This is a genomic window from Aedoeadaptatus coli (genome assembly GCF_900343085.1).
Taxonomy (GTDB): domain Bacteria; phylum Bacillota; class Clostridia; order Tissierellales; family Peptoniphilaceae; genus Aedoeadaptatus; species Aedoeadaptatus coli.
In genome coordinates this window covers 129,451-151,868 of sequence record NZ_OPYI01000003.1, presented here as the reverse complement: position 1 = coordinate 151,868, position 22,418 = coordinate 129,451, and the positions used below count along the sequence as shown (strand labels likewise).

Here is a 22,418-nt window from a genome sequence, read left to right as displayed (position 1 = left end):
ATCTGCAAAAACTGTCCTACCCTTCACCGTTGCACCGCCAGCAAAAACCATCAAAAAACCGTTACTCGCCACCTCTGGCAAGACGCCCTGGATGTCGCGGAAGACTACCGCTACACCACCCAAGGAAAAGCAGAATACAAACAACGCAAAGAAACCATCGAACGGCAATTCGGCAGCGCGAAAGAATACCATGGCCTTCGCTACACCAACCAGCGTGGACGAAAGAAAATGGATCTAAAAGCGGTGCTGACCTTTGCGTGCATGAACATGAAAAAACTGGCACTGATGATGGATCGAAGAGAGCGGGAGAGGGGAGACTGCGGCCCTTCTTTTGCTGATTTATGGAAAAAATACATAAAAAAGAGACAAACCCCGAGATTTATTCGGAGTTTGTCTGCAGTCTGAAAGGACCGTTTAGGTCCTTTTTTATTCTTGCTCTTCCTTTTCTTCCTTCTTCCTAATCTCATCCACAAATTTCTTCCCTCTCCACACAAGCAAAACGACCAACGCAGCGGTAATTCCCAACACAGCCGCATTCATCTGTTTCACTTTCTTGGAGACAGTCGTTTTCTTATCCCCGTCAGTAGCCCCGGGGGCATTCGCGGCGGCAGCGCCATCCTCTTTTTCCACCAGCTCGCAGTTCACCAGTAGCCGTTGGCGGCGCGGGGGCCGCTTCGGGTTGCAGGTAAGGAGGGTCAGCAGTTTTCGCCCTTCGATGGGAGCGAGCTTTTCCACTTCCCAAGGCTCGATGATTTCCTGATTATACACCTTGTACTCCAGGGACTTGTCCTTCCACTCCACAAACACGGAATCCCCCTCGGCGAGCTCGTCCAGGTAGATGAAAAACGTGGATTGGTAATAGCCCCGGTGCCCGGCGATGACAGGCCGAAGCCCCGGCGACAGCCCTGGCATGTCCGTGCCCATAATGTGGGCCACGCCCTTGGCCAAATTCTCCTTGGACGCGTCCATAAAAATGGGCTGATAGAGATCCAGCTTCGGGATCCGCAAATAGGCGAAAATCCCCTCCGGATCGTCGATAAAGGACTCCGCCGCCACGTAATCGTCCGTGGCGAAGGGATCCACCGCCGCCACCTCGCCGGCCAGCTCTTCATTGTACTTCTCCATGTCCGCCGCCACATGCTCGTAAGCCGCATTGTCCGACGCCATAAAGGCCCGGTACTTCGCCTTTTCAAGCAAAATCCCCTTGGACAAACTGCCGAAACCGTAAAGCGGCAGCAATATCCCCAACAAAATGAGCACATGGCCCATTATCCGCATGGTCTTTTTACTCATCCTTCTTATCCTTCTTCTTCTTTAAACCGTAAAGCGCATTCACCCGCGCCCGCTTGTTGCGATACTGCTTTAATTGATAGATATAAATCGCGAGAAGCACGCCGAGAACAGGCAGCGCAAAGAGGAGCGCATCCCTGAAACTCATGTCGACAAAAGGCAGGCCGCGATTCGTCTCATCCACAGGCGGCGTGTAGGGAATTCGGTGCCCCCGCACGAGAAGCCGATGGGAATTAATCATGTAGGGCGTACAGGTTAAGAGGGTGGTGTAATCCTTCCCCTCTTCCACCAAAATCGGGTCGAAATTCGACGGCTCCACCGTCATGATCCGGTCCACCTGGTAAGCCAACACCGTTTGAATGTTGTGGACGTAAAACACGTCCCCTTCCTTCAACTTGTCCAGCTCCCGAAACATCTTCGCCTTGGGAAGCCCCCGGTGGGCCGTTAAGACCGCGTGGGTCGAGGGCCCACCCACGGGCAAACTCGTGCCCTCCAAGTGGCCGCAACCCTTGTCCAAAACCTCCATGCTCGTGCCCGCATAAATGGGCAGGTTCACGTCGATCTTGGGAATCTCCACAAAACCGATCTTCTCCGCCACCTCCAGCATCCGCGCGTAGGCGGCGATCCCTTCCTTTTCCTTTTCCGTGTAGGGGTCCCCGAGCTTCGACGGGTCCAGGGTTTGGTTGTAGGCCCGGGCAAGCTCCATGCGCCGCAAGATTTCGACATCATCCAGCTTCTTGGCTCCCTCTTGAAACTCCTCGATCTCCTTATTCGCATCGATGCGGTAATAATAATTCGAGATCATGGGATACATCATCAGGAGAAAACCCAGAATGAAAATCACCGCGAAAGGCCAAGTCTTTCTCTTATTCGTCTTTGCCATCCCCGGCCCCCTCGTCCTTGCCCATTACCTTTTCAAAGGCCTTCAGATCCGCCTCGAGCATCTTCAGCTTCTTTTGATACTTCCACGAGCCGTAGGCCAAGAGCAGAATCAAAAGCACCACGGCGATAAAGGTATACTTATACAACAAATCCTTCCGATTGTCCGCCACAAACTGATCGTCCACGGCCTTGTCGTAGGGCACGCGATGCCCCCGCACCAAGAGCCGGTGGGTGTTAATGCCGATGGGCGTACAGGTCAAAAGGGTGGCGTAATCGTGGCCCGGCACGATCAACAAATCCTTGAAATTCGTCGGCTCGATCACCTTAATCTGATCCACCTCATAAGCCAGCGTCTCGGCAATGTTGTGGATGTAAAAGCGATCGCCTTTCTTGAGCTTGCGAATATCCGTAAAAAGCTTCGCCGTGGGCAGGCCCGAGTGGGCCGTGATGACCGTGTGGGTGGAATTGCCCCCGATGGGAAGGCTCGTGCCCTCCAAATGGCCCGCCGAGGTCTGCAACACCTCCTCCGACGTGCCCGCGCGAATGGGAATGTCCAAGTCGATGGTGGGAATCTGAATGTGGCCCATCTGCTCGTGCACCTCAAGCATCCGGGCATACTCCGCCCGGCCCCGCTCGTGCCGCGCCTTGGAATAGGGATCCTCCATGTTTTGATTCACCAGGGAATCATTGAAATCCCGCGCCAAAGCCATGCGCTTTTTGATTTCTTCGTCGCTTAAAGCCGCCTTGCCCGCTTCGAAGGCCGATACCTCTTGGGTGGACTGCACCCGGTAATAGAGGCGGGAGACCTGGGGATACATTAAAATCAAAAAACCCAAGACGAAAACCATCTTAAAAAACCAATTGCTCTTTTTCTTCTTTGCCATGGACCCGATGTCCTTTCTTTAAAAAACCGCTATGTAAAGAAATCCCCTATCAGAAAGAAGATAGAGGATTTCTTGAAAGGAACATCCCTTCCACTTGTATTTGCTATTCATTGTCCTTTAAGATCTTCACCCCGAGAAGGCCGCTTAAAAGCCCGCTCACACTCATCATGAGCAGCTGCACGTCCCCGGTTTTCGGGATATTCACGTGCTTGTCGTCATAAGGCGGGGTCTTGCCCGGCGGATTCTTCCCCGGCGGGGTCGTGCCCGGCGGGGTCTTCCCCGGAGGCGTCTTGCCCGGCGGGGTTTTATCCGGCGGATTCTGAGGCGTGTTCTTAATGATCAATTCTTTCTTCAATGAATCTGCGCTTACGGTAAACTTCACACTGCCACTTAAAGACGCATAGCCTGCGGGCGCCTTGATCTCCCAGAGGTAATAATCCCCGTCGGGAAGGCCATTGGCCACAAAAGTGCCGTTGGCGCCGGAGGTAAGGACCATGTCCTTGCCATTCTTCTTCATGCGCATGTAGCCCTTTTCGGTCTTCTTCGTGACCAAAAACTGCGCGCCGGAAAGAGGCTTGTTGTCGGCAGAAGACACCTTCTTAAAGGTCTTGCCGCCTTCCTTGTCCTTGTAGTTTTCCACGGTCAGCTTCTTTACCTTCTTGTCCGTGATTTCAAAAGGCACTTCCGGATGCTTGATGCGGTAGCCCTCAGGCGCCTTCGTTTCCACAAAGACATACTTGCCCGGGGCCAAGTCCTTGATCACAATCTTTCCCACCGCGTCGGTGACGAAATCCGCGCCGCCGGAAGGATTCTTCACCGGAATGCGATTATTCTTGTCCAGGAAGAACAATTGGAACACCGCCCCGGGAAGAGGCACGCGATCCGTGGAAATCTTCGTGAGCTCCACGCCGCTTGAGGTGGGCTCCGCCCCCTTCGGGTAAATCACGCCGTTGGAATCGCCGGGATTCGCCACGAAGACAAAGGGGAAAATCGTCGTCGCCCCCTGCTTCTCCGCCACGCGGAGGTAATAGAGGCCCCGCTCCAAAGACAAGCTCAGCTTGCCCTCGGCGTCCGTGTCATAGGACTTGTGGGAAGCGTAGGAAGCATTCAGCTCCTTTTCCGACTTCCCTTCCAAAAGGCGCGCCACGTCCTGAAAACTTTTCGCATCCTTCAGGCCGCTGTCCTCCGGGCGCAGGCCGTCTGAAATCTTCCAGATCGTCACCTTGCGCCCGGCCACCTCGGCCTTTTTTCCGGAGCGGGAAAAGTCGATGGTCAGGCTCTTCGTGCCCGTGGATGCCACCGCCTTGTCAGCATTCTTTTCCCCGGAAGCCTTCTCAGCAGGTGCATTTACCGTACTACCTTCGGCCTTCGCCATGGCCATGGCCGGAGCGAATACGCCAAAAGCAACCATGCTAAACACGAGTGCCGCAAATACAAGCTTACAAAGCTTACTTTGTAGATTTAGCATGGTTCACCTTCTTTCTTAGGCTTGTTCAGCGCTGCGTTTTCTCATGGCGATAAAAGCACCGCCCATTAATGCGAGACCTGCGACCATAAAGATCATCGTACCCATACCACCGGTTTGGGGAATGGTTAACGGCTTATTGTCCACTTCTTGGGGATCAGCCGGTACTGCAGCTGCATCGCCTTGAGCGGGCGTTGCGTTATAAGACTTGTCATCGACTGTAAATCCAATGGGGTCATCTTTCAGAGCGTATTTATCCGGAGCTTTAACTTCCACGAGTTCATACTTCGTTCCATTGGGACGATCGTATTTCAAACCGGTGATTTCGAAAGTACCGTCTTCACCCGAAGTGAGTTTTTTCAGGTCAGTATCTTTAGCTAAATCAGCGGCTTTTGCATTTTCAATTTTTTTCCAGCTATATGCGCCGGCTTTTTCAACTAAATATTCATCTTTGCCGCGTTTAACGACGAATTCTGCTCCCTTAAGGAATTTTTCGTCTCCCGTTTTGGTACTGTCAGTCTTTACAAACTTCTTACCGCCGGTATAAACTCTCGGTTTTTCTCCGGGGTTCGTCTTGCCGGTGGAGTCGGGATTGTGACCATATTCCAAAGTAACATCATTGGGGATGTTAACAGACATTTCGGCATCTTCGTTAATGGTGGTGACGAATGTAGCACGAACCTTCAAGCCTTCTGCTGCAGCAAGTTTTTGGATACCTGCTTTGGTAAATTCGATTATCAAGGTGCCGCCCTTTTCTTCCGTCGGTGCGGTTACATTATAATCCTCACCTGCTTCTAATGTGAGGTCGGCTTTATCAGGTACAGTTACCTTAACTTCTTGTCCTCGTTTGTAGGACAGGCGAGCATCGATCACATCGGTTAATTTAAAGACTTCATAATCTTTAAAGCCGGTGGGAATCGTTGCGGGGATAGCCCAAGTGTGTTCTTCATCTTTATCGAAAGTTGCTTCTTTTACATCTTTACCGTCTTTGTTTACAACAAATTTGTCGACAGTCGGTTTGTCTTCGGTGTTCTTGGGATAAACGTGGATCGCATCGGCAATCCCGTTTTCAGTCCGTGCGTGATCCGGTAAATCGAGTTTTACAGGAACTGCTTTTGTTTCAGCGAGCATTGCCTTATCTTTTTCCGTTGCTCCGGAATAAGTAGATAAAGATTTTACTTCGTAAATCTTGTACTTGCCGGGGCTTTTCAATGTCAATGCCAGTTGACCGTTGGCTCCGGTGAGGCCCTTCATAGTGGCAGCTACACCATCAACAACCGTTTTTTGTTGTTCTTTTGTTAAGGTAGCAAAGTCGTCGTAGTTGGCGTCGCCTTCTTTTAAGGCGACAAAGTATACGCCTTCAATTTCTTTGGCATTAGCGTCGCCGAAGAATTTGGCGATGTCTGCAATGCCTTTACTGGGTGTATAGGTTTTGTTTACATCGTGCGCTTTGAGAGCATCCTTGCTCATCAAAATCTTGTGGACATTAACAGTGATATCTTTCGTTTCTTCCGTTGAAGCTGCCAAAGCACTTAGCGGCGCAAAGACGCCAAGTACCATCACTAGTGCTAATACCAGTGACCATAGGGTATTCTTACGTTTCATTACATTCCTCCTTTTCACTCAATAACCTTCTATTTTAAATGCTGCCCAGGCGGCGCACTTAAAACCATGTTCTCTACGGGGATCCGCCCCTGCGCCTTATTCAATCTTCACGTACACACAATTTTTGTATCGAAGGGATTTTATGCCCAAGGAGCACCACCTCCCTTCGGTTTGGCCGCCTTCTTGCGGCGGATGTATTCTTCCGCCGCAATGGCTACCATGGCCGCACCGATCAACACGATCCATCTGTGAGGACCGAAACCACCGGTGAGGGGATAAACAACTTTTCTGTTCAAGATTTCTACATCCGGGCTAGTTTCACCGTATTGCAGACTGAGCTCTTTGTCGCTGATGTCTTTCATATACTTGGCGACGGCTTTTTGGTAATCCTCGTCGGTTTGGTCTTGTCCTCTTAATGGATAGTATACCACGCTTTCCGACAAGTCGTCGCGCTTCATTTGATAGCTCGACGTGTAGGTGCCGTCTTTGTCGGTGATTTCAAACCGCAGGTTGACTTCCGGTTCCTCCGCCTTCAGCGGCTTAAACATGCCTCGAATAATCAAGGTATCCGTGGACTTCAAGTCTTCGGTGCCGCCGGCTTGGCCGCCAAGGGCTTTGTAGATATTCAGACTGCGTTGGCCATTTTCATCCGCTTCCAAGAGGGTACCCGTATCGATCATGGTTTCATTGCCATCTTTGTCGATCCGCCGCGCCTGTACATTTAAGAAGGCGACTTTTTCCGGATCAAATTTGCAATGGATCAACGAATTGATGTCGTAGGTGCGCTCTTCGTGCCCCGGATTGATGACCAGATAACTGTAGAGCGCGTCGGGATTGTTCGGATTTTGTCTCGCGAACATGAGGGAGCGATCTTTGTCATTTCCTTCGGCGCTTTTCTTGACATTGCCTTCAAGGCCCAATTCCTTGACTTGGAACCGGTGATTGATCAAACTGAATTCCTTCACATGGCCCACGGGTTGCAGATAGCCCTTCGGCGCCATGATTTCTTTCAGGGCGTAGTGGCCTTCCTTCGAAAGATCCAGCGTGATCTCGCCATTCTTATCGGCGGTGACGGTGAGCGGTACTTCCTTTTCGCCCTCCCAAACCTTGTAGTACTTGTATTTTTCTTCGCCCGGTGCCTTGTAGTGGACTTCGAATTTCGCGCCGGGCAGAATGTCTTTCGTGTCGGCGTCGATCTTCTTGAACTTAATGGGCTTGTGGTTCACGACATTTATGGGCGTCGTGTCCGTAAGTTCCTCATAGACGACTTTACCGTCTTTGGTGGTCTTGCGCAAAATCTTGCCGGATTTTTCACTGACCTTGAATTCCACGATGGGGCCTTCGATCGGCGAGTAGCCGTTCGGCGCCTTGTTTTCCTTGATTTGGTATTCCCCGGACGCCAATTTATCAAAGGTCACGATGCCTGTGACATTGCCGTCTTGGTCCTTCTCGGTCTTTTTCGCGTCATCGGGTACGAAGATATTTCTTTCCGTATCCAGTTTCCAGAGCGTGAATTCTGCGCCTTCCAGGGGTTTTCCGTCGGGATCCACTTTCTTCACGCTGATGCGGTTGGCGGGGTTGGTTGCCTTGATGTTGAGCTCGGCCTTGGCGGAGTTTTCATTTTCGAAAATATACACCACGTCTTGGCGGCTGGCCCAAGGCACTTCGTTGGCTTCATAGTGTTGGTAAAGCTTCGCGTCAGTTTCGTAGGATTGCAAGCCTTTCATATTGGCGACTTGGCCTTCCACCTTAATGATGGCCGACACATCCGATGTCATGGCGGGAATGCTCAGATACGCCGGGTACTTCGGAGTGACGTAGTAACCCTCGTAGGATCCGCCGAACCAATACGTCAGATTATTACTATTTTCATCGACGCCGAAGGATTCCGGCATGTCTTCTGCCTGAGCACGGGGGCTATTGTCGTTGAGATAGTATGCCGACAGCTTCAGATTCTTCACGTAAACATTGGGCGTGTAGCGGAATTGTGCCGGAAGTACATTCTTTCTGTAGCGATTCAAATAGAAGTACTGCACGAATTCGCCGGTGTCTTGATTGAATTTCACAATCTTCGACGCCATGTTCAAATAATCCTGTATTCTTAATGTCTCATAGCCGTAATAGTCATACTCTCTATAGGTATAGGGCGCTTCGCCGGTGATGAACTTGTAATCCACGTAGATCCGTTCCTTCGGACGCGGTTGTTTATCCAATTCCAATCCGACATCTTGATTGCCCGATTCCTTTACCCGATCTAAATTGATAAAGGCGGAGAGGCGATTGGAGAAGTCTTTCAATTCGTATTGGTTGGCGTACTTGGTAAAGGTGTAGGTGACTGTCCCCTTATCCGCTTTGTAATCGGCCTTGGCGATGGTTCCGACGCCGTCGGCAAAGATATCCAATTGCCGGACTTTGTTGGTGTGAATGCCTTTCAGGTCGATATTGTCCGAAAGCTTCAAGACGAAGTAGTCGCCCGGTTGTACGACCGTTCCTTCGGCCAATTTGTACTCGTTGGCAAATTCCAAGCCGGCGCCGTAGTGCGGCCGTACCCGGTTGGTGCCCGTGGAGTCGTCGTCTTTTTGCGGACGAAGATAGCTCATCTTCGAGGACGTAAGGGTAATCTTGTCCGTAATGTTATTATTCTTTGGCGTATTGTCTTCGGCATAGGGGTCTAGGCCCTTACCGCCGACGGTGAAGTACCATACCTGGCCGTTGTTAATGTGGCCGGGATGCGGATCGATTTCTTTCAGCTTATAGTTACCAATGATCAAATCTTTAAAGACTAACTTGCCGTCTTCGCCGACTCTGCGGATGATAATGCTGTCATCTTGTTGCTGGGTTTCTCCCGTTTGTTTGGCGGAGAGGCGGGTGAGCTTAAATTGCGCACCGACGGTTAATTCGCCTTTTTCATTCATCTTGCCCGGAAGTGCTTGGCCATTTTCATCGAATTTGGAAATCGTGACACTGCCCTTGCCGGGAACTTCGTTGACAATTTTCCCCATGTTTCTCGCCGTACCGGAGGTGACAAAGTCGATCAACTTGGCGCCGGTCGTGGCACCTTGGTCGTTGACGTATTTGTAAATCCCCGAGCCCTGCTTGTATTCCATGGTGATATAGCCGCCGGCGGGAATTACTTTTTCGATCTTTGTCTTCTCGTCGATTACCTTAATATCTTCTTTCGTGTAGGCAATCGAGAAGTACAGAAGCGGCTCTTCAATGGTGGCGTAGCCCTTCGGCGCTTGAACTTCCACGAGGCGGTAGCGGCCGGGCTTCAGATTTCTGAAACCGAAGTAGCCGTTAAATGCCGACGATACATAAGAGCCTTCCACATCTTCCCAGCCGAAGCCGACTTCTTGTTCCAGTTTAAAGACGGCGCCTTCCAAGCGACGGTTTGTTACTTCTTCACCGGTGATTTTCCATTCGGGATTGTCGCGCCCGTGCTTGGAGAAGGTGATGTTGTAGGCTTGTTCGTCGTTTTCCAGGATCAAGCCTTCCTTGGGAATTTCTTCCGGTTTGCCCGAGGTGTAGAGGGGCGCGAGTTTCATGGTGGTTTCTACCTTGTTGATTAAATCGCCGTCGGTGACGTAACCGCTTCGGTAATACGTGCCTTTGTAGGTGTATTCCTTGCTGAGCCCGTTCTCATACTTTTGATCCGCCGTCGACTTATCATTCCCGACTTTGTTGTTCGGATCACCGTAAACGGAGCCGAGGGCGACGTTCCCTTTTTGATAGGATCCGCCTTCCTTGACTTCGTATTTAATGTCGCCATTTGTTTTTCTGCCAGTGGCTTGTGCAAAGTAGCGTTCCGTATAGAACTCGATATCTAATTTGATCTGCGCTTCATGGTCTTTGATGATGTTGTCGTCGTAGTAGCCTTCCACGTCGATAAAGTAGACGCCTTTATCCAAGTTGATTTGGTCTTCGTCGAAGCCCCAGTCGAAGGGACGCCAACGGGCCGTGTTCACCATGTTCACATTCGGTCTGGACAAGTCGTAGATCGACATGATCTTCTGCATGTCCTTGCTGTTCGGCTCGAGAACCAAGTTGTTGGTGTCGGTGATTTCGTAGGTGGTGCGATACGCCGTCTTGACCCCTTCACTGCCTTTTATGGTTTCGGGCGGTTTACCCGGCGTGTCGATTTCTTCCCGCTTCACGACGGGTTTGATTTGTACATTGACTTTTTTGTCGCCCTTATAGCCGCGGGTATCGATGTAGATCCGTTGGACAAAGGTCTTGCCTTCCGTATTGATGAAGGTGGTGCGGGCAGCGTATTTAATGCCCGAATCCAATGTCGTGAGGGGCTGGATCTTCGCCCGTGTTTCCTTATCGATGTAGGTGGTGGTGGTTTCTTCCGGTCCGGTGTAATTGGCCACCAAGCGACCGTTGACTTCCTTCACTTCGATCTTCCAAGGTGCCGATTGTTTTTGGTACCCGGTGGGCGCTATCTTTTCTTCCAAGAGGTAGTGGCCTACCTCGAGGCGCAGGGGCTCGCCTGTCACTTTATCCACAAAGACGACGGAACCGTCGTTTTTGTTGGATGTCGCCTTGTAGGTGCCGAAGGCCTTTTCCGGATTTTCGTAATTTTCGTCGGTCTTCTTTAAGGTGAATTCCGCATCGGGTAAGGACTCGCCGAGGCGGCTCTTTTTAAAGAGCTTAAGTTGTAAACCAACTTGCTCGTTGGTGATTTGCGCAAATTCGCCTTCCTTGATTTCCGTGCCTTCGACCTCCGGCGTGGGAGGATTTTCGGTTTTCTTGAAGGTGGCGGAAATGCTGACATTGCCTGCCGGCATTTTGAAGCTATTGTTCGTAACCTCAACGGCTTGGCCATTTGCGGTGACGGTGAGTTTTTCAAGTTCATAGCCTTCGCTCGGCGTGATGGTTAGGTTGACCGTCTCGCCTGCTGCCGCGGAGCCCTTGTCTGCCGATACGGCGCCGTTTTCCATGGGGTCGATGCCGATGGTGTACTTCGTCGGCGGAGTTTTCTTGAAGGTCGCCCGCACGGTGACATTGGACGGGGGCATGGTAAAGGTCTTGGTCGCCATGTCAACGGCAACGGTGTTGTCCGCTTCGTCGGTGTAGGTCAATTGATCCAATTCGTAGCCGGTATCGGCGTTGATGATTAGGCCAACTTTTGTTCCTGCTGTCGCCGAAGCGGTCGCCGATACGGAGCCGTGGCCGCCGCTTTGCGTCGTAATGGTGTATACCTTCGGTTTTTCCTTAAATTCTGCCGTCACGTTCACATCGCTCTCGGGCATGATGAATTGATCGTTATTTACATTAACAGGTTTGCCGCCCGCGGTGACGGTGTACTTAACGAATGCCCAACCGGTATTCGGCGTTGCGCTTAAGGCAATGGGTGTGCCTGCTTCCGCTTCCCTCGGATTTGCCGAAACCGTGCCGCCTGTGGGCTGAGTGACGTTGACGTTGTACTTGCTTGCTTGTTTGTTGATGCTATCTTCGTTGGGATAGGAATCGGCGACCCAATACTTCGTATAGGGATCTGATACACTGCTGGGATAATAGTCACTTCCCAAGCCGACGCCTTTTTGGTCATCGTAACCGGTTTCTATTTCCACCAAAATGGTGCCATCATACCTTAAAGGGATATTTGCTTTGAGTCTTACCTTATTACTGTTATTGGTAGCCTCGTTCCATGTGACTTTGGAAGTGATGTCCTCCACTAGTTTCCAATTATCCAAGGTTCCTGTAATCCGATAGACCTTGATCTTTGCCGAATTCTTCGTTACATTGAACGCTTCCGGCTGACTGTGGATCTCGATGCGACGATCCCTCTTGCCGAATTCCGACTGAGCGAACCAGAAGACTTGTTTAAGTCGATTCGTGTTCTTGTTGATTTCAGTCAACTTGGTTTCGGCATACTTGTAGCTGCCGTTCGAAGCCTCCAGATCAGACGTTCTTCTGCCTTGCGAACGCGTGGGATCCACATCTTCCCAATCGCCTGTTCCACGTGCGGCGTAGAGGGGCGCTTCGGGCATACCGAAGGCCTTGTCCAATTTGTTTAAGCGGTTGAGGGCGCTGATGCGGTTGGCGGCGGTTTCAAAGCCGTCGACGCTGCGCACGCTGTTGGTGTTGGCGGCGTTGTTGTCTTTAGTAAACACCCTGCCGTTTGCTTTCACGGTGACGGTCCAGGTCGTGTTCGTCTTTTCGTAACCGGGGGCCGCTTCGAATTCTTCGAGCTTGTATTTGCCGGGTACCAATCCGCTAAACTCGATGGTGCCGTCTTTTTTGGTGGTCATGTAGCGCTCGTCTTCTAAAGGATCGGGGCCGATCAATTTAAAGACCGCGCCTTCGATGACTTTGTCTAATTCGCCTTCTTTTACTTTCTTCAGCTTAAAGCCGTAGCGATTCCGGTCGTTTGAAATGTCCAAAGAGTCGTCGGCAATGTAGGAACCGATGATGTCTTTTCCTTCGCCCGTCGCTACGGTGGCATCGCCGACCGGGATGTCGGTGACGCGTTCGTAGTAGTCGCTCTTCCAGTAGGTCGTGCCGCTATAGGTGAGATCCATGCCCGTACCGACGCCGCCGTTTTCGTCTTTATAGGGGATTTTTACATCCACGACGATGGGCGTGTTCGTGGCGGGCAAAGCGATCTTCATGCGATCCGGTTCGCCGGGAGAAGGCGACTTGCGGGGATTGAGGGACGCTTTCGGAATTTCGGTAATGTCGTAGGCCGCCAAACGCACGTCTTCCACATTCGCGTCGGTGATCGCTCTATTCAGTTTAAAGGCTTTGACAACTTCCGCGTCCGTGCCCGCATACCAATCCATGTTCGTATAGCTGGGCTTTTCACGGTGAATGGTCGCCGTGGACGCCGGAATCGAGGCGCCTTCGGGATTTATGATGTAGCGTTGAATGACGTAGCCTTCATCTTTATTGATGGCGACGATCCGCGTCCCCAGTTTATAGGGATCGGAGTGGCCGTCGGCATAACCGGATAGCCGGTTGTCGTAAAGGTTCCAGCCGTTAATGGGCCGATCCTTGACATTGACCCAGTGGGTTCCCTCTTCTCCCAAGATGGATTTTATTTCTTGTTTTGTGCCGGGCTCGACGTAATTGTAGATCTTTACGCTGTCGCCTTTCACGACGACGACCCATTTTTGATCCAGCTTCTTGTAGCCGTCGGGGGCCTCAAGTTCTTCCAAGACGTAGGTGCCGTCGGCCAAGGGTGCGCCGAATTCCACGACGCCCGATGTGTTGGAGGTGGCTTCTTGGGAAGCTCCCGGGGTCTTGCCATAGGGTGTGATTTTGAATTTCGCGCCGGGCAGGGGCTGGCCTTCGTTGTCTTTTTTGTAGACGCGGAATTTCTTGCCCACGGGATTGTTGGTGACCTCGAGGGTGATGTCGGTTCCGACGATGGGCCGGTCGGTTCCGCCCACGCCCAGTTCGATAATCGTGACCTTGCCATTTAAGTCCACGGACACTTGCCACGTTATGCCGGAAGATGTGTAGCCTACAGGGGCTTTCACTTCTTTCAGTTCGTAGTTTCCGGGGGCGATGTTATTAAAGCTTAAGATGCCTTCGACGTCGCTTTGGCGCCGATACACTTTGCCCTTGGCATCGGTGAGTTCAAAGATTGCGCCGGCCAAATTTTTATTGCGGTCCAGGCGGCTCACTTTGTGAATGCTGAAGTGGCCGGGGGTGTACTTTCTATTGATCAGCTTGGCCTTTTGTACGGTGTAGGTGGGGATTTCTTGGCCGGTTTGATCGCCCAAGGCTTCCCCGGCTCTGGCTTTGTTGGCAAAGCCGGATTCCAGTCTCGTGCCGTTGCCCATGTAGAAGACGCGCCACAGGTTTTTCCACGCGTTTTCGTCGTTGATCTTGAAGGTTTGCTTAATGACGTAGCCTTCTTTTTGCGGGAAGATGTTCGGCATCTTGATGGTGAGGGGCTTCGTGGCCTTGATCTGTGCCCGATTCATTTGGATCTTGCCCGGATCGTAGTTTAGGGTGAAGCCGTGGGACGAATCGCGCACCACTGAATCCGGGTCGATGTTGCGGTTGTAGACCTCTTGGTACGTGTAGGGGTCTTGTTCCGGACGCAACCCGAAGGACAGGGGCATGTTCAAGTTGACCTTTTTATCGAATCCGCCCGAGCCATTAATGGTCGTCATATTGGGCAGGGTGCGATAGATCTTCACGCTGTCTAATTCAAAGGCCGGTTTGTAGCCTTTGGCATACCAGTTGACGATGTTGGCGTTGCCGCCGTATTCCGTGGATGCCCAGCTGAAGCCCAAGGTGTAGCTTCCGCCGCTATAGTCGCCCAAAGGATTGTAGTAAGCAATGACGTCGACGTAGCGAGCGTTTCCTTTTTTGTAGACGTCGCCGAAGTAGTAGGATTGACTGACCGGACTGCCATGGCCTTGGTCGTATTGTCCGTAGTCGGCGCGAACGGAGATCGTCTCGGTTTGTGCGGCGCCTTTCGGTTTTTTCTCTGCGTCAAGGATCGGTTGAATGCCCGTCGTGCCGGGGGCGACGACATTGGTGAATTCATAAACGCCGTCGTTTTGGGCGAAGTATTTATTGGGAATGATCCCCACGATGTCGATTTTGCCGATAAAAGGCCCGTCCGTTCCCTTTTCGAAGACGTAGGTGAGGCGGTTGGTTTGGAAATCCATGTAGGGCTTCGCGATGACTTCCCCGTTCTTATTCTTGATCTTCGGAATTTCCTTCACGTATTGGGTGAAGTCCAAGTTCGGATCGAATTGGATGACGAAGCGCGTGCCCTTTTGAGGGCTATCGAGTTGGATGTCCGCATGGTAATCCAAACTTTCGTAGGCATAGGCTTCCCACACATTGGGGCGTATCCCGATGGCGCCGTCGCCTTCTTTGATCCACATGTGTTGGTAAACATTGGTGACCTTTCCGGCACCCCCCGATTGCCCAGCATCTTCGTTTTCGATGATGAAGTCTGTACCGGGAATGGGCGTGCCGTTTCCGTCTTTGAAGCGGGCCTTGTAGGTGACTTGGCCGCCTTCGGTTACGGTGACGTCGAATACGACGCCGTTGGACAGGTAGCCGTCGGGGGCGATGGTTTCTTCAACCACGTATTTGCCCGGGGGCAATTCCTTGAAGTTGACAAGCCCCATATCGTCGCTTCGCTTGCTGGCGATGATTTCGTCGTTTTCATCTTTAATGACGAAGGTGGCGCCGGGCAATTCTTTCTTGTCGGGATCGAGCTTGGTAACCGATACGTCGTGTCTCGGCAAACTTTCGTTGGTAATGGTGAGGATAGCATCGGCATCGGAGTCGCCTTGTCGGGTGAGCGTCACTTCTTTTTGAATCTTGGAATTCCCCGCCGTATCTTGGACGGTCAACCAGTCGTAGGACAAGTTCACCATGTCCTTGTCGCCCACATTGGCTTTTACCTTCACAAGGAAACCTTGGTCGTCGTTAAACCGTTGTTTGGGGAAGAAAATTTGATAGCCGGTTTTGCCGGTGAAGTCCTCTTTAACATTGGAGGCGCCGGTAATGCGATCGTTATGCCACGCATTGATGACGTTCGACCCAAGGCTCCCAATTTTCTTTTCCACCTCTTGATTTTCCATGGCGGTGCGGACAACATCCCTTGTGTCTTTTACAACTTCGTAGGCGGTGACTTCGGTGACATCGACGCCGGGGATGCTGATGTTCAACCGCGTGTCGCGGTCGGTGCTGCCTTCGTAGCTATTTTTTCTCGGTTTCAGGAACAGATAGAATTCGACGTCGCCGTTGGCGTCGATCTTGCCGTAGTGCATGGCGTTCATGTAGTCGGGCCAGTTCGGGTAGTCGTTGTGTTCTACCAGTTGGGTCTTTGCCGCTTGCCCGGAAATGGTGACGTTTTCGCCGGTCACGGCAATTTCTCCATCTCTTGAAACGGTGATGATTTTGGTGTTTGGGTCCACTTTGTAGCCCACCGGCGCCTTTTGTTCCACTAAGGAGTAGGTACCGGGGCGGACGTTGGCGAAGGTGGCCTTCCCGTTGGCGTCGGTGTCGGTTTCTATGGCCGGATGTTTTCCGCTTTGCAGAAGGTAGTGCGCGCCGGGAAGGGTCTTGGTGGCGTCGTTTTGATCCACTTTCAGGACGGTGAAGGTGGCGGGTGTTTCTTCCGTCACATCGTTGGCTTCGTCGTGAATGTAGTGGACTTTTTTGGTGGTGTCGTAGTAATTGAATCGTTCGTAGTATTTATATTTGGTGTGGTCAACCGTCACTGTCTCGGGGTCGAAGATTTGGACGATTTTATGTCCTCTCGGTACGGCGGTACCGTCGGCTTCGATCTTCCAGTATCTGACGCCGGGCACGGTGACTTTTCGTGTCCGCTTGTCCTTGTTTGCATCGCTTGCTCCGGAGACCTCATAGTGGCCTAAACTGTTTCCTTGCGCGTCGCGAACATCGAAGGTTTGCGGCGGCATCCTGAGGCCTTCGGGCAATGTCCAGTCTTGCTCGATGTACATATCCTGGCATTGGGAGATGGTGACGCCGGAAAGGCTGTACTCCTCGCCTTCTTGCGGCGCTTGCAAGTTCGTGGTGACTTCGTAGACGGCGATGGTGCCGACGGTTTGTTCACCGGCGGGATCCGATTTTTTTGCAGGAAGATTGCCTGTGCCGTGTTCCGGTTGAGCCACGACCATTTTCCCTGTTTCGGGATCCAATTTATAGGAAGCGGCTTTTGCCGTTTCTATATCTTTAATACCTTTTAAGGATCTCGTTTCAAGGGGCAGACCCGAATTGCCTTCGTCGCCTGTGGAGACGGCATCGGTAATGGTCCATCTCGCTTGATCCTTGTTGGCGAATTCGCCCAGAATGGTGGTGCGGTTGTTCATGCCCACGCGAGAAGGGGTGGCTTCGCGGATGGCTTCTTGGCTATAGCCTTGGGGAAGGACGAGGCGCACGGCGCCCACTTTTTGTCTCTTGGTCAAGGCCATGGAAAGATCGAGCATGTAGGAGGCTTGATCGTTTTTAACGGAGGTGTAGAAGGTGTAGTACAGGTCTTTCGCGTCTTTCATGGATTGACCTAGTGTGTGGTGTCGGGAATCCACGATGCCGAGATGCTTGACGATGTCATTCTCCGTCAGGTCGTCTTGTGGAATGGGCGCGCTGTTTACCTGAATGTCTTCGAAGGCGCCGAGGCCGGATCCCTTCACGGTGGTGAAGTTGGCGGTGTAGCCGAGGTCTTTTAAGGGGACCGTAGAGGAGACGCGCACGTTCCAGCGAATGCCTGCTATCTTTCCGCCTTGGACCACGGGATCGCCAAAGGCGTCGATGTTAACTTTGTAATCTTTGCCTTGATCCAGCACTTGAACCACGTCGTCGCGACCCGGTTCCAGAATGGTGGAGAGCATGTTGCCGTTGGAGTCCACGACTACGGGAAGAAGCTTTTTGGGCTTCACCACGCCGAGGCCGGAGATGCTGTTGACTACAGTGAAGGTTTTTTCGCCGGCATCGATTTTGTCCGTATTGTAATCCACTTCCACTTGAATGGGCACTTGGATATTTTCGGTAATGTTATCTCGAATTTTATAAGTAATGGTGTTGGTGTTTTCGTCGTACTTCGGCGATTCGGTAAGGACCTTGCCGTTGTGGGTAATGTTCTTCAACGACGTAGGATCTTTTACCGTCAATTTGTCGTCTAAGTGAATGACGAAGTATTGGCCTTTGCGAATGGGCCCTTGTGCCGTGGAGGTATCGAAGCGGGTCATGATGGTAAACTTTTTCTTTTCGATGCTTCCTTGGGGCGACTTGGCGCGGGCCAATTCTTTTTCCTTCGAAAATTCCAGCGCCTTTTCTTTGCGCTCGGCTTCGTCTTGGGTTAAGGGCGCGGGCGCCTTTTCTTCCGATACGCTTGCATCGGTGGCGTCACCATCTTGCTGGGGCGCAGTTTGGGCCGGGGCGTTTTGCGCGGGGCGCGCAGGCGCCTTTTGCGGCGGCGTGTAGTAGCCGTCGTCGTCCGGGTCGATGAAATTTGGTAGGTGGCTTCCCGCGTTTTGATCGGGGTCGATGCGATTTCCGTCGGGAGGGATAAATTCCTCGTCGCTTACGGTGGCTCGGTTTTGTCCTGCGGAGCGCGCTTCGACGACGCCGGGCGCCACCACCTCCAGGATCATAATCAGGGCCAATAACAGGCTCGCGACGCGTTTCATTGCAGTTTTCATATGGATTCCTCCCCGTTTCTAATGCTCGTTTATGTACGAATGATGTGAAATCATTTTCTTCCTTTTGGTACTACTTCTATAATAAAACATCCACTACCATAAAACAAGGCAAAAAATGACCAATTACATACTCTTTATGGTTTTTTTAGAAAAAATTTTTTTCGGGGGCGGAAAATGAAAATTTCGGCCTGTTTTTCTCATTTTTCTTGGTGTTTTCAGGTTTTTTTGTCTTATGGTACAATAAGGGCAGAGCTTTTTAAGCGCGCCGTCGGCGGTTTGTATGATTGTATTTGGAATGAAAGGGGGCGATCGCGTGGCCAGACAGTACACGAAGGAATTGATTAAGCGGGAGTTTTTGGCGCTGTTGGAGGAAAAAAGTTTTCATTCGATTACAATTGCCATGTTGGCGGAGCGTTGCGAGATCAGCCGAAACACGTTTTACTACCATTACGACGATGTTTATTCTTTGGTGAAGGAGATTTTTGCCGACGAGCTGGTGAAGGCGGATGCGGAATTTAATGCCACGCTCTCTTGGGAGGAGAGGCTGCTCTCCGGTGCGTCGTTTCTCGTGAAGAATAAGCGGGCGGCGCAGAATTTGTTTCAGTCCATCGACAAGAAGGACACGGACGCCTATCTTTTCGAGCTGTGCGAATCGGTGATGCGGCGCTATGTGGAGGCGCTGTGCGGGGAAAAGGGGATTCGGGCGAAGGCCGACGACAAACGGCTGGTCACGGATTTTTATCGTGCGGCCCTGGTGGGCCTTATGGACAAGTGGGTGCAGGAGGGGATGCAGACGTCGCCGGAGGAGGCGATTCTTCGCATCGGGCAGTTGTTCGACGGCAACATTGAGCGCTCGCTTAGGATCAGCGCGTCGTTAGGTGAATGATTTTGTGTACAGGGCTTTCGTTGCGAAGGTTTTGTACACTTTTTTTGTTTTGTCCTATTTTTATGCAATTTTCACGGGGTGATGGACCTTCGGACACCGGGGCCGCTTTAACCGTTGCCTGCTGTTTCTTTCCTTTATATGATGGGCCGAGAAGCCAATGGAGGGTAAAGGAGGTATTCCTATGAAGATTAAAACGGTTGACGATCGCTTGCGGCTGGGCAACGGGGATTACGACCGCCTGGTGAATTCCAGAAAGCCGGTGGGGATCGACGATAAGCGGGCCTATATTGTGGGCACGGGGATCGCGGGGCTGTCTGCGGCGGGTTTTCTGATTAAGGACGCGAAGATGGATCCTTCGCGGATTGTGTTTTTAGAAAAGGATGCCGTCTGCGGCGGCGCCCTGGACGGGAGGCTGCTTTCGGATTTGGGCTATGTGGCCCGAGGCGGCCGGGAAACGGGGCATCATTTCGAGGTGCTTTGGGATTTGTTGAGTGTGATTCCTTCGCGGGAGGATCCCGGTGTGTCGATTTTGGATCATTTGTATTACACGAATTTGGACGATCCGAATTTCAGTCACTGCCGCGTCACGAAAAATCGCGGGGAGCGCTACGACAACGGGAAGTTTAATCTTTCCAATGACGTGATTAAGGAGATTCTCCACTTGGTCATGACGCCGGATGAAAAGCTGGAGGGCGTGTCCGTGGAAGAGGTGTTCAGCGACGAATTTTTGGAAAGTGATTTCTGGACCTACTACCGCACCATGTTTGCCTTTGAAAATTGGCATTCGGTGCTTGAGCTGAAGCTTTACATCAATCGCTTTATCCACCACGTGTCGGGGCTGCCGGATTTGTCGGCGCTGCAGTTTACCCGCCACGACCAGTATGAATCCATTGTGTTGCCCATGATGGATTGGCTCAAGGCCATGGGGGTGCACACGGAGTACAATTGCGAGGTGCTGAATGTGGAGTTTGATCTGGCGGAAAACAAGAAGACGGCGACGAAGATTGTGGCGGTGGATGCGGCGAGCGGGGCGGACCGGTCGATTCCTCTTTCGGAGAATGATTTGGTCTTTATTACCACCGGGTCCTTGGTGGAATCTTCCGCCTACGGATCCAATGACGCGGCGCCGGACCTTGCCATCGACGAGGAAGGGAGTTTCCGTTTGTGGAAGGCCATTGCGAAGAAGTCGCCGGAGTTCGGGCGGCCGGAGGTGTTTACTTCGGATATTTCCAAGTCGAATTGGGAATCGGCGACGGTGACGGTGAAGAGCGCGGCCATCGCGAAGTACATCGAAGCCATCACGAAGCGCAGCCCCTACACGGGCAAGGTGGTGACCGGGGGGATTGTGACGGCGCTGGATTCGTCGTGGCTCATGAGCTGGACCATTAACCGTCAAGGCCAATACATCGGTCAGCCGGAGGATGAAATTGCCGTATGGGTCTACGGTCTGTTTACGGACAAGGACGGCGACTATGTGAAGAAGCCCATGAAGGCCTGCACCGGGGAAGAAATCGCCAAGGAGTGGCTGTACCACATCGGGGTGCCGGAGGATGAAATCGAGGATTTGGCGAAGGACACGTCCACGATTCCCGTGTTTATGCCCTACATTACGGCGCAGTTTATGCCGAGAAGCTTCGGCGACCGGCCTTATGTGGTGCCGAAGGATGCCGTGAATTTCGCCTTCTTGGGGCAGTTTGTGGAAACGCTGGACGATCCCGGCCGGGACACGGTGTTTACGACGGAATATTCCGCCCGCTGCGCCATGGAGGCCGTGTATGTGCTCACGGGGGTTGAAAAATGCGTGCCCGAAGTGTTCGCTTCCCGCTACGACATGCGCTATGTCCTCGCCGGCATCAGCGCCCTGAACGACGGAGAAAAATACGAGCTGAATCTGCCCATGGAGATTATGCTCAAGCTCGCGAAGAAAATCGGCGGGACGGAGATCGAGAATATGTTGAAGGAGTATAATATAATATAGGAAGGAAAGAGAAAGAGCCGAGGGGAATCGGCTCTTTCTTTTTATTGGGAAGGGCCAGGGCGCCCGCATTCATGACCTATCCCGACGAGGGTCGCGAGGCGTTGGAAGGTCAGATGCAGTCTTACACCGTTTCGGGGAGGCGAAGCCTTCACGAAACGGATGTATAGTTGTAGACCCTAACGCCCATCGATTTCTGTTGGGCCTCCTGCCCGCCGAGGGATCCTGCGGAGGCCAAATAGTTGATATGCGTAGCGAATGAATTTTCGTGTTACTTTCTATTCCGCTTAAAATACCATTCCCGCACGGTTCTGAAACCCGGGGAAGGGGCTAGGGCGTTGCGATTCGCCCTGGATAGGTTACAATAATTAGGACAGTTTCCTTAAGGTGTGGTATCTTATGATCAACAAGGAGGATCACATGGATAAAGCACCTAGAAAAAGAAGAAACTTTACGGATGANTAAAGACGAGTTTAATGAGGACCACGGGGTCGATGCTTGGCCTTCCGTTGTCTGGGCAGTAAAGGTCTTCAACAAGATCATAGATGAAATCGAAGTCCACGTAACGATCAATTTTCCGCAAAAGATGATCTGCTGGTACGAGTTGGTCCAGAGCAATCATTTGAATTTGTTCTACTTTTTTCTTGTCTTCTTTATGTAGCATGGTGGCCTCCTTTTTTTCTATTTTACTATAATTGAGGCGGATGCTGTTTGATGACACAAAAAAGAGGGGGAATCGGATGATTCTCCCTCCTTTGTCATCACTCTGAGAGAGACTTAGTCGTCTCTCTCTTTTTCAATGGCTTTATGTGCCTCAAGGCTTTTGGGGATGTCCAGGATGCGTTGGTTTTCGCTGCCCCGAAAGGCGAGTTTTAAGTTCTTCTTCGCCTCCACAAAGGGGCCGTCCACGAGAACGTCGCAGGATTCGAGGAGCTTCACTTTCTCGGGATCGGTAAGGATCTCTTCGAAGGTGTAGCCGGAGTAAATCCACACGGAGGTCGGGATTTGTTTTTTGACATCCGCCAAGACCCGGCGTAGCCACGTGTTTTCCATGGGTTCGCCGCCTAAAAGGGTGAGGCCCGCGACTTCCGGGCGGCTTAAATACTTGATCAATGTTTCCGTCGTCTCCTCCGTCCAGGGCTCGCCGAAGGTGGGATCCTGATAGGGTTCGTTGAAACAGTTTTTGCACTTTCGGCTGCAGCCGGTGACGAAGACCGACACGCGGATGCCCGGGCCGTTTGCCACATCCAGGGGCCGAATTTGCGCGTAGTTGCCGTAGTTCATA

10 protein-coding genes and 1 pseudogene are annotated in these 22,418 nt (G+C 51.9%); 3 read left to right on the top strand and 8 right to left on the bottom strand.

Annotated elements, in window-relative coordinates:
• Positions 1–405, top strand: a 405-nt coding sequence (locus tag DG046_RS02685; RefSeq protein WP_199909566.1) for a transposase, incomplete at its 5' end; no start/stop codon positions are given.
• A 21-nt stretch (positions 406–426) separates the two neighbouring features.
• Here the strand turns inward: DG046_RS02685 and DG046_RS02680 are convergent.
• The 6 genes from DG046_RS02680 to DG046_RS02655 form a co-directional block, all read right to left on the bottom strand.
• Positions 427–1,293 (bottom strand): class C sortase, encoded by an 867-nt coding sequence (locus DG046_RS02680; RefSeq protein WP_108831040.1) that lies wholly within the window; start codon positions 1,291–1,293, stop codon positions 427–429.
• Positions 1,286–2,173: a class C sortase gene (locus DG046_RS02675; RefSeq protein WP_108831039.1), complete on the bottom strand. Its 888-nt coding sequence runs from the start codon at positions 2,171–2,173 to the stop codon at positions 1,286–1,288. The genes DG046_RS02680 and DG046_RS02675 overlap by 8 nt, the downstream gene beginning before the upstream one ends.
• Positions 2,157–3,056: a class C sortase gene (locus DG046_RS02670; protein ID WP_108831038.1), complete on the bottom strand. Its 900-nt coding sequence runs from the start codon at positions 3,054–3,056 to the stop codon at positions 2,157–2,159. The genes DG046_RS02675 and DG046_RS02670 overlap by 17 nt, the downstream gene beginning before the upstream one ends.
• Before the next feature lie 103 nt (positions 3,057–3,159).
• Positions 3,160–4,524 carry an MSCRAMM family protein gene (locus DG046_RS02665; RefSeq protein ID WP_108831037.1) on the bottom strand — a complete coding sequence of 455 codons (1,365 nt, stop codon included), beginning with the start codon at positions 4,522–4,524 and terminating at the stop codon, positions 3,160–3,162.
• Between the two features lie 15 nt (positions 4,525–4,539).
• On the bottom strand, positions 4,540–6,126 hold the full coding sequence (locus DG046_RS02660) for a SpaH/EbpB family LPXTG-anchored major pilin (RefSeq protein ID WP_108831036.1): 1,587 nt from the start codon (positions 6,124–6,126) through the stop codon (positions 4,540–4,542).
• A gap of 140 nt (positions 6,127–6,266) precedes the next feature.
• Positions 6,267–18,272: a SpaA isopeptide-forming pilin-related protein gene (locus DG046_RS02655; protein WP_108831035.1), complete on the bottom strand. Its 12,006-nt coding sequence runs from the start codon at positions 18,270–18,272 to the stop codon at positions 6,267–6,269.
• Positions 18,273–18,552: 280 nt separating this feature from the next.
• On the opposite strand from DG046_RS02655, the gene DG046_RS02650 reads away from it, so the two are divergent.
• Both DG046_RS02650 and DG046_RS02645 read left to right on the top strand, forming a co-directional pair.
• Positions 18,553–19,158, top strand: a complete 606-nt coding sequence (locus DG046_RS02650) for a TetR/AcrR family transcriptional regulator (protein WP_234411445.1) — start codon at positions 18,553–18,555, stop codon at positions 19,156–19,158.
• Between the two features lie 181 nt (positions 19,159–19,339).
• On the top strand, positions 19,340–21,136 hold the full coding sequence (locus DG046_RS02645; RefSeq protein WP_108831034.1) for an oleate hydratase: 1,797 nt from the start codon (positions 19,340–19,342) through the stop codon (positions 21,134–21,136).
• A 460-nt stretch (positions 21,137–21,596) separates the two neighbouring features.
• Here DG046_RS02645 and DG046_RS02640 read toward each other — a convergent pair.
• Together DG046_RS02640 and nrdG are read right to left on the bottom strand one after the other, a co-directional pair.
• Positions 21,597–21,797, bottom strand: a pseudogene (locus DG046_RS02640) (transposase); the annotation flags it as partial.
• Between the two features lie 113 nt (positions 21,798–21,910).
• Positions 21,911–22,417, bottom strand: a complete 507-nt coding sequence (nrdG, locus tag DG046_RS02635; RefSeq protein WP_108831033.1) for an anaerobic ribonucleoside-triphosphate reductase activating protein — start codon at positions 22,415–22,417, stop codon at positions 21,911–21,913.
• Position 22,418: the final 1 nt, after the last annotated feature.

Excerpts from the sequence above, each read along its gene's own strand:
- DG046_RS02660 (WP_108831036.1), bottom strand. The coding sequence starts at position 6,126 with ATGAAACGTAAGAATACCCTATGGTCACTGGTATTAGCACTAGTGATG.
- DG046_RS02645 (WP_108831034.1), top strand. The coding sequence starts at position 19,340 with ATGAAGATTAAAACGGTTGACGATCGCTTGCGGCTGGGCAACGGGGAT.
- DG046_RS02665 (WP_108831037.1), bottom strand. The coding sequence starts at position 4,524 with ATGCTAAATCTACAAAGTAAGCTTTGTAAGCTTGTATTTGCGGCACTC.
- DG046_RS02675 (WP_108831039.1), bottom strand. The coding sequence starts at position 2,173 with ATGGCAAAGACGAATAAGAGAAAGACTTGGCCTTTCGCGGTGATTTTC.
- nrdG (WP_108831033.1), bottom strand. The coding sequence starts at position 22,417 with ATGAACTACGGCAACTACGCGCAAATTCGGCCCCTGGATGTGGCAAAC.
- DG046_RS02680 (WP_108831040.1), bottom strand. The coding sequence starts at position 1,293 with ATGAGTAAAAAGACCATGCGGATAATGGGCCATGTGCTCATTTTGTTG.
- DG046_RS02650 (WP_234411445.1), top strand. The coding sequence starts at position 18,553 with ATGATTGTATTTGGAATGAAAGGGGGCGATCGCGTGGCCAGACAGTAC.
- DG046_RS02670 (WP_108831038.1), bottom strand. The coding sequence starts at position 3,056 with ATGGCAAAGAAGAAAAAGAGCAATTGGTTTTTTAAGATGGTTTTCGTC.
- DG046_RS02655 (WP_108831035.1), bottom strand. The coding sequence starts at position 18,272 with ATGAAAACTGCAATGAAACGCGTCGCGAGCCTGTTATTGGCCCTGATT.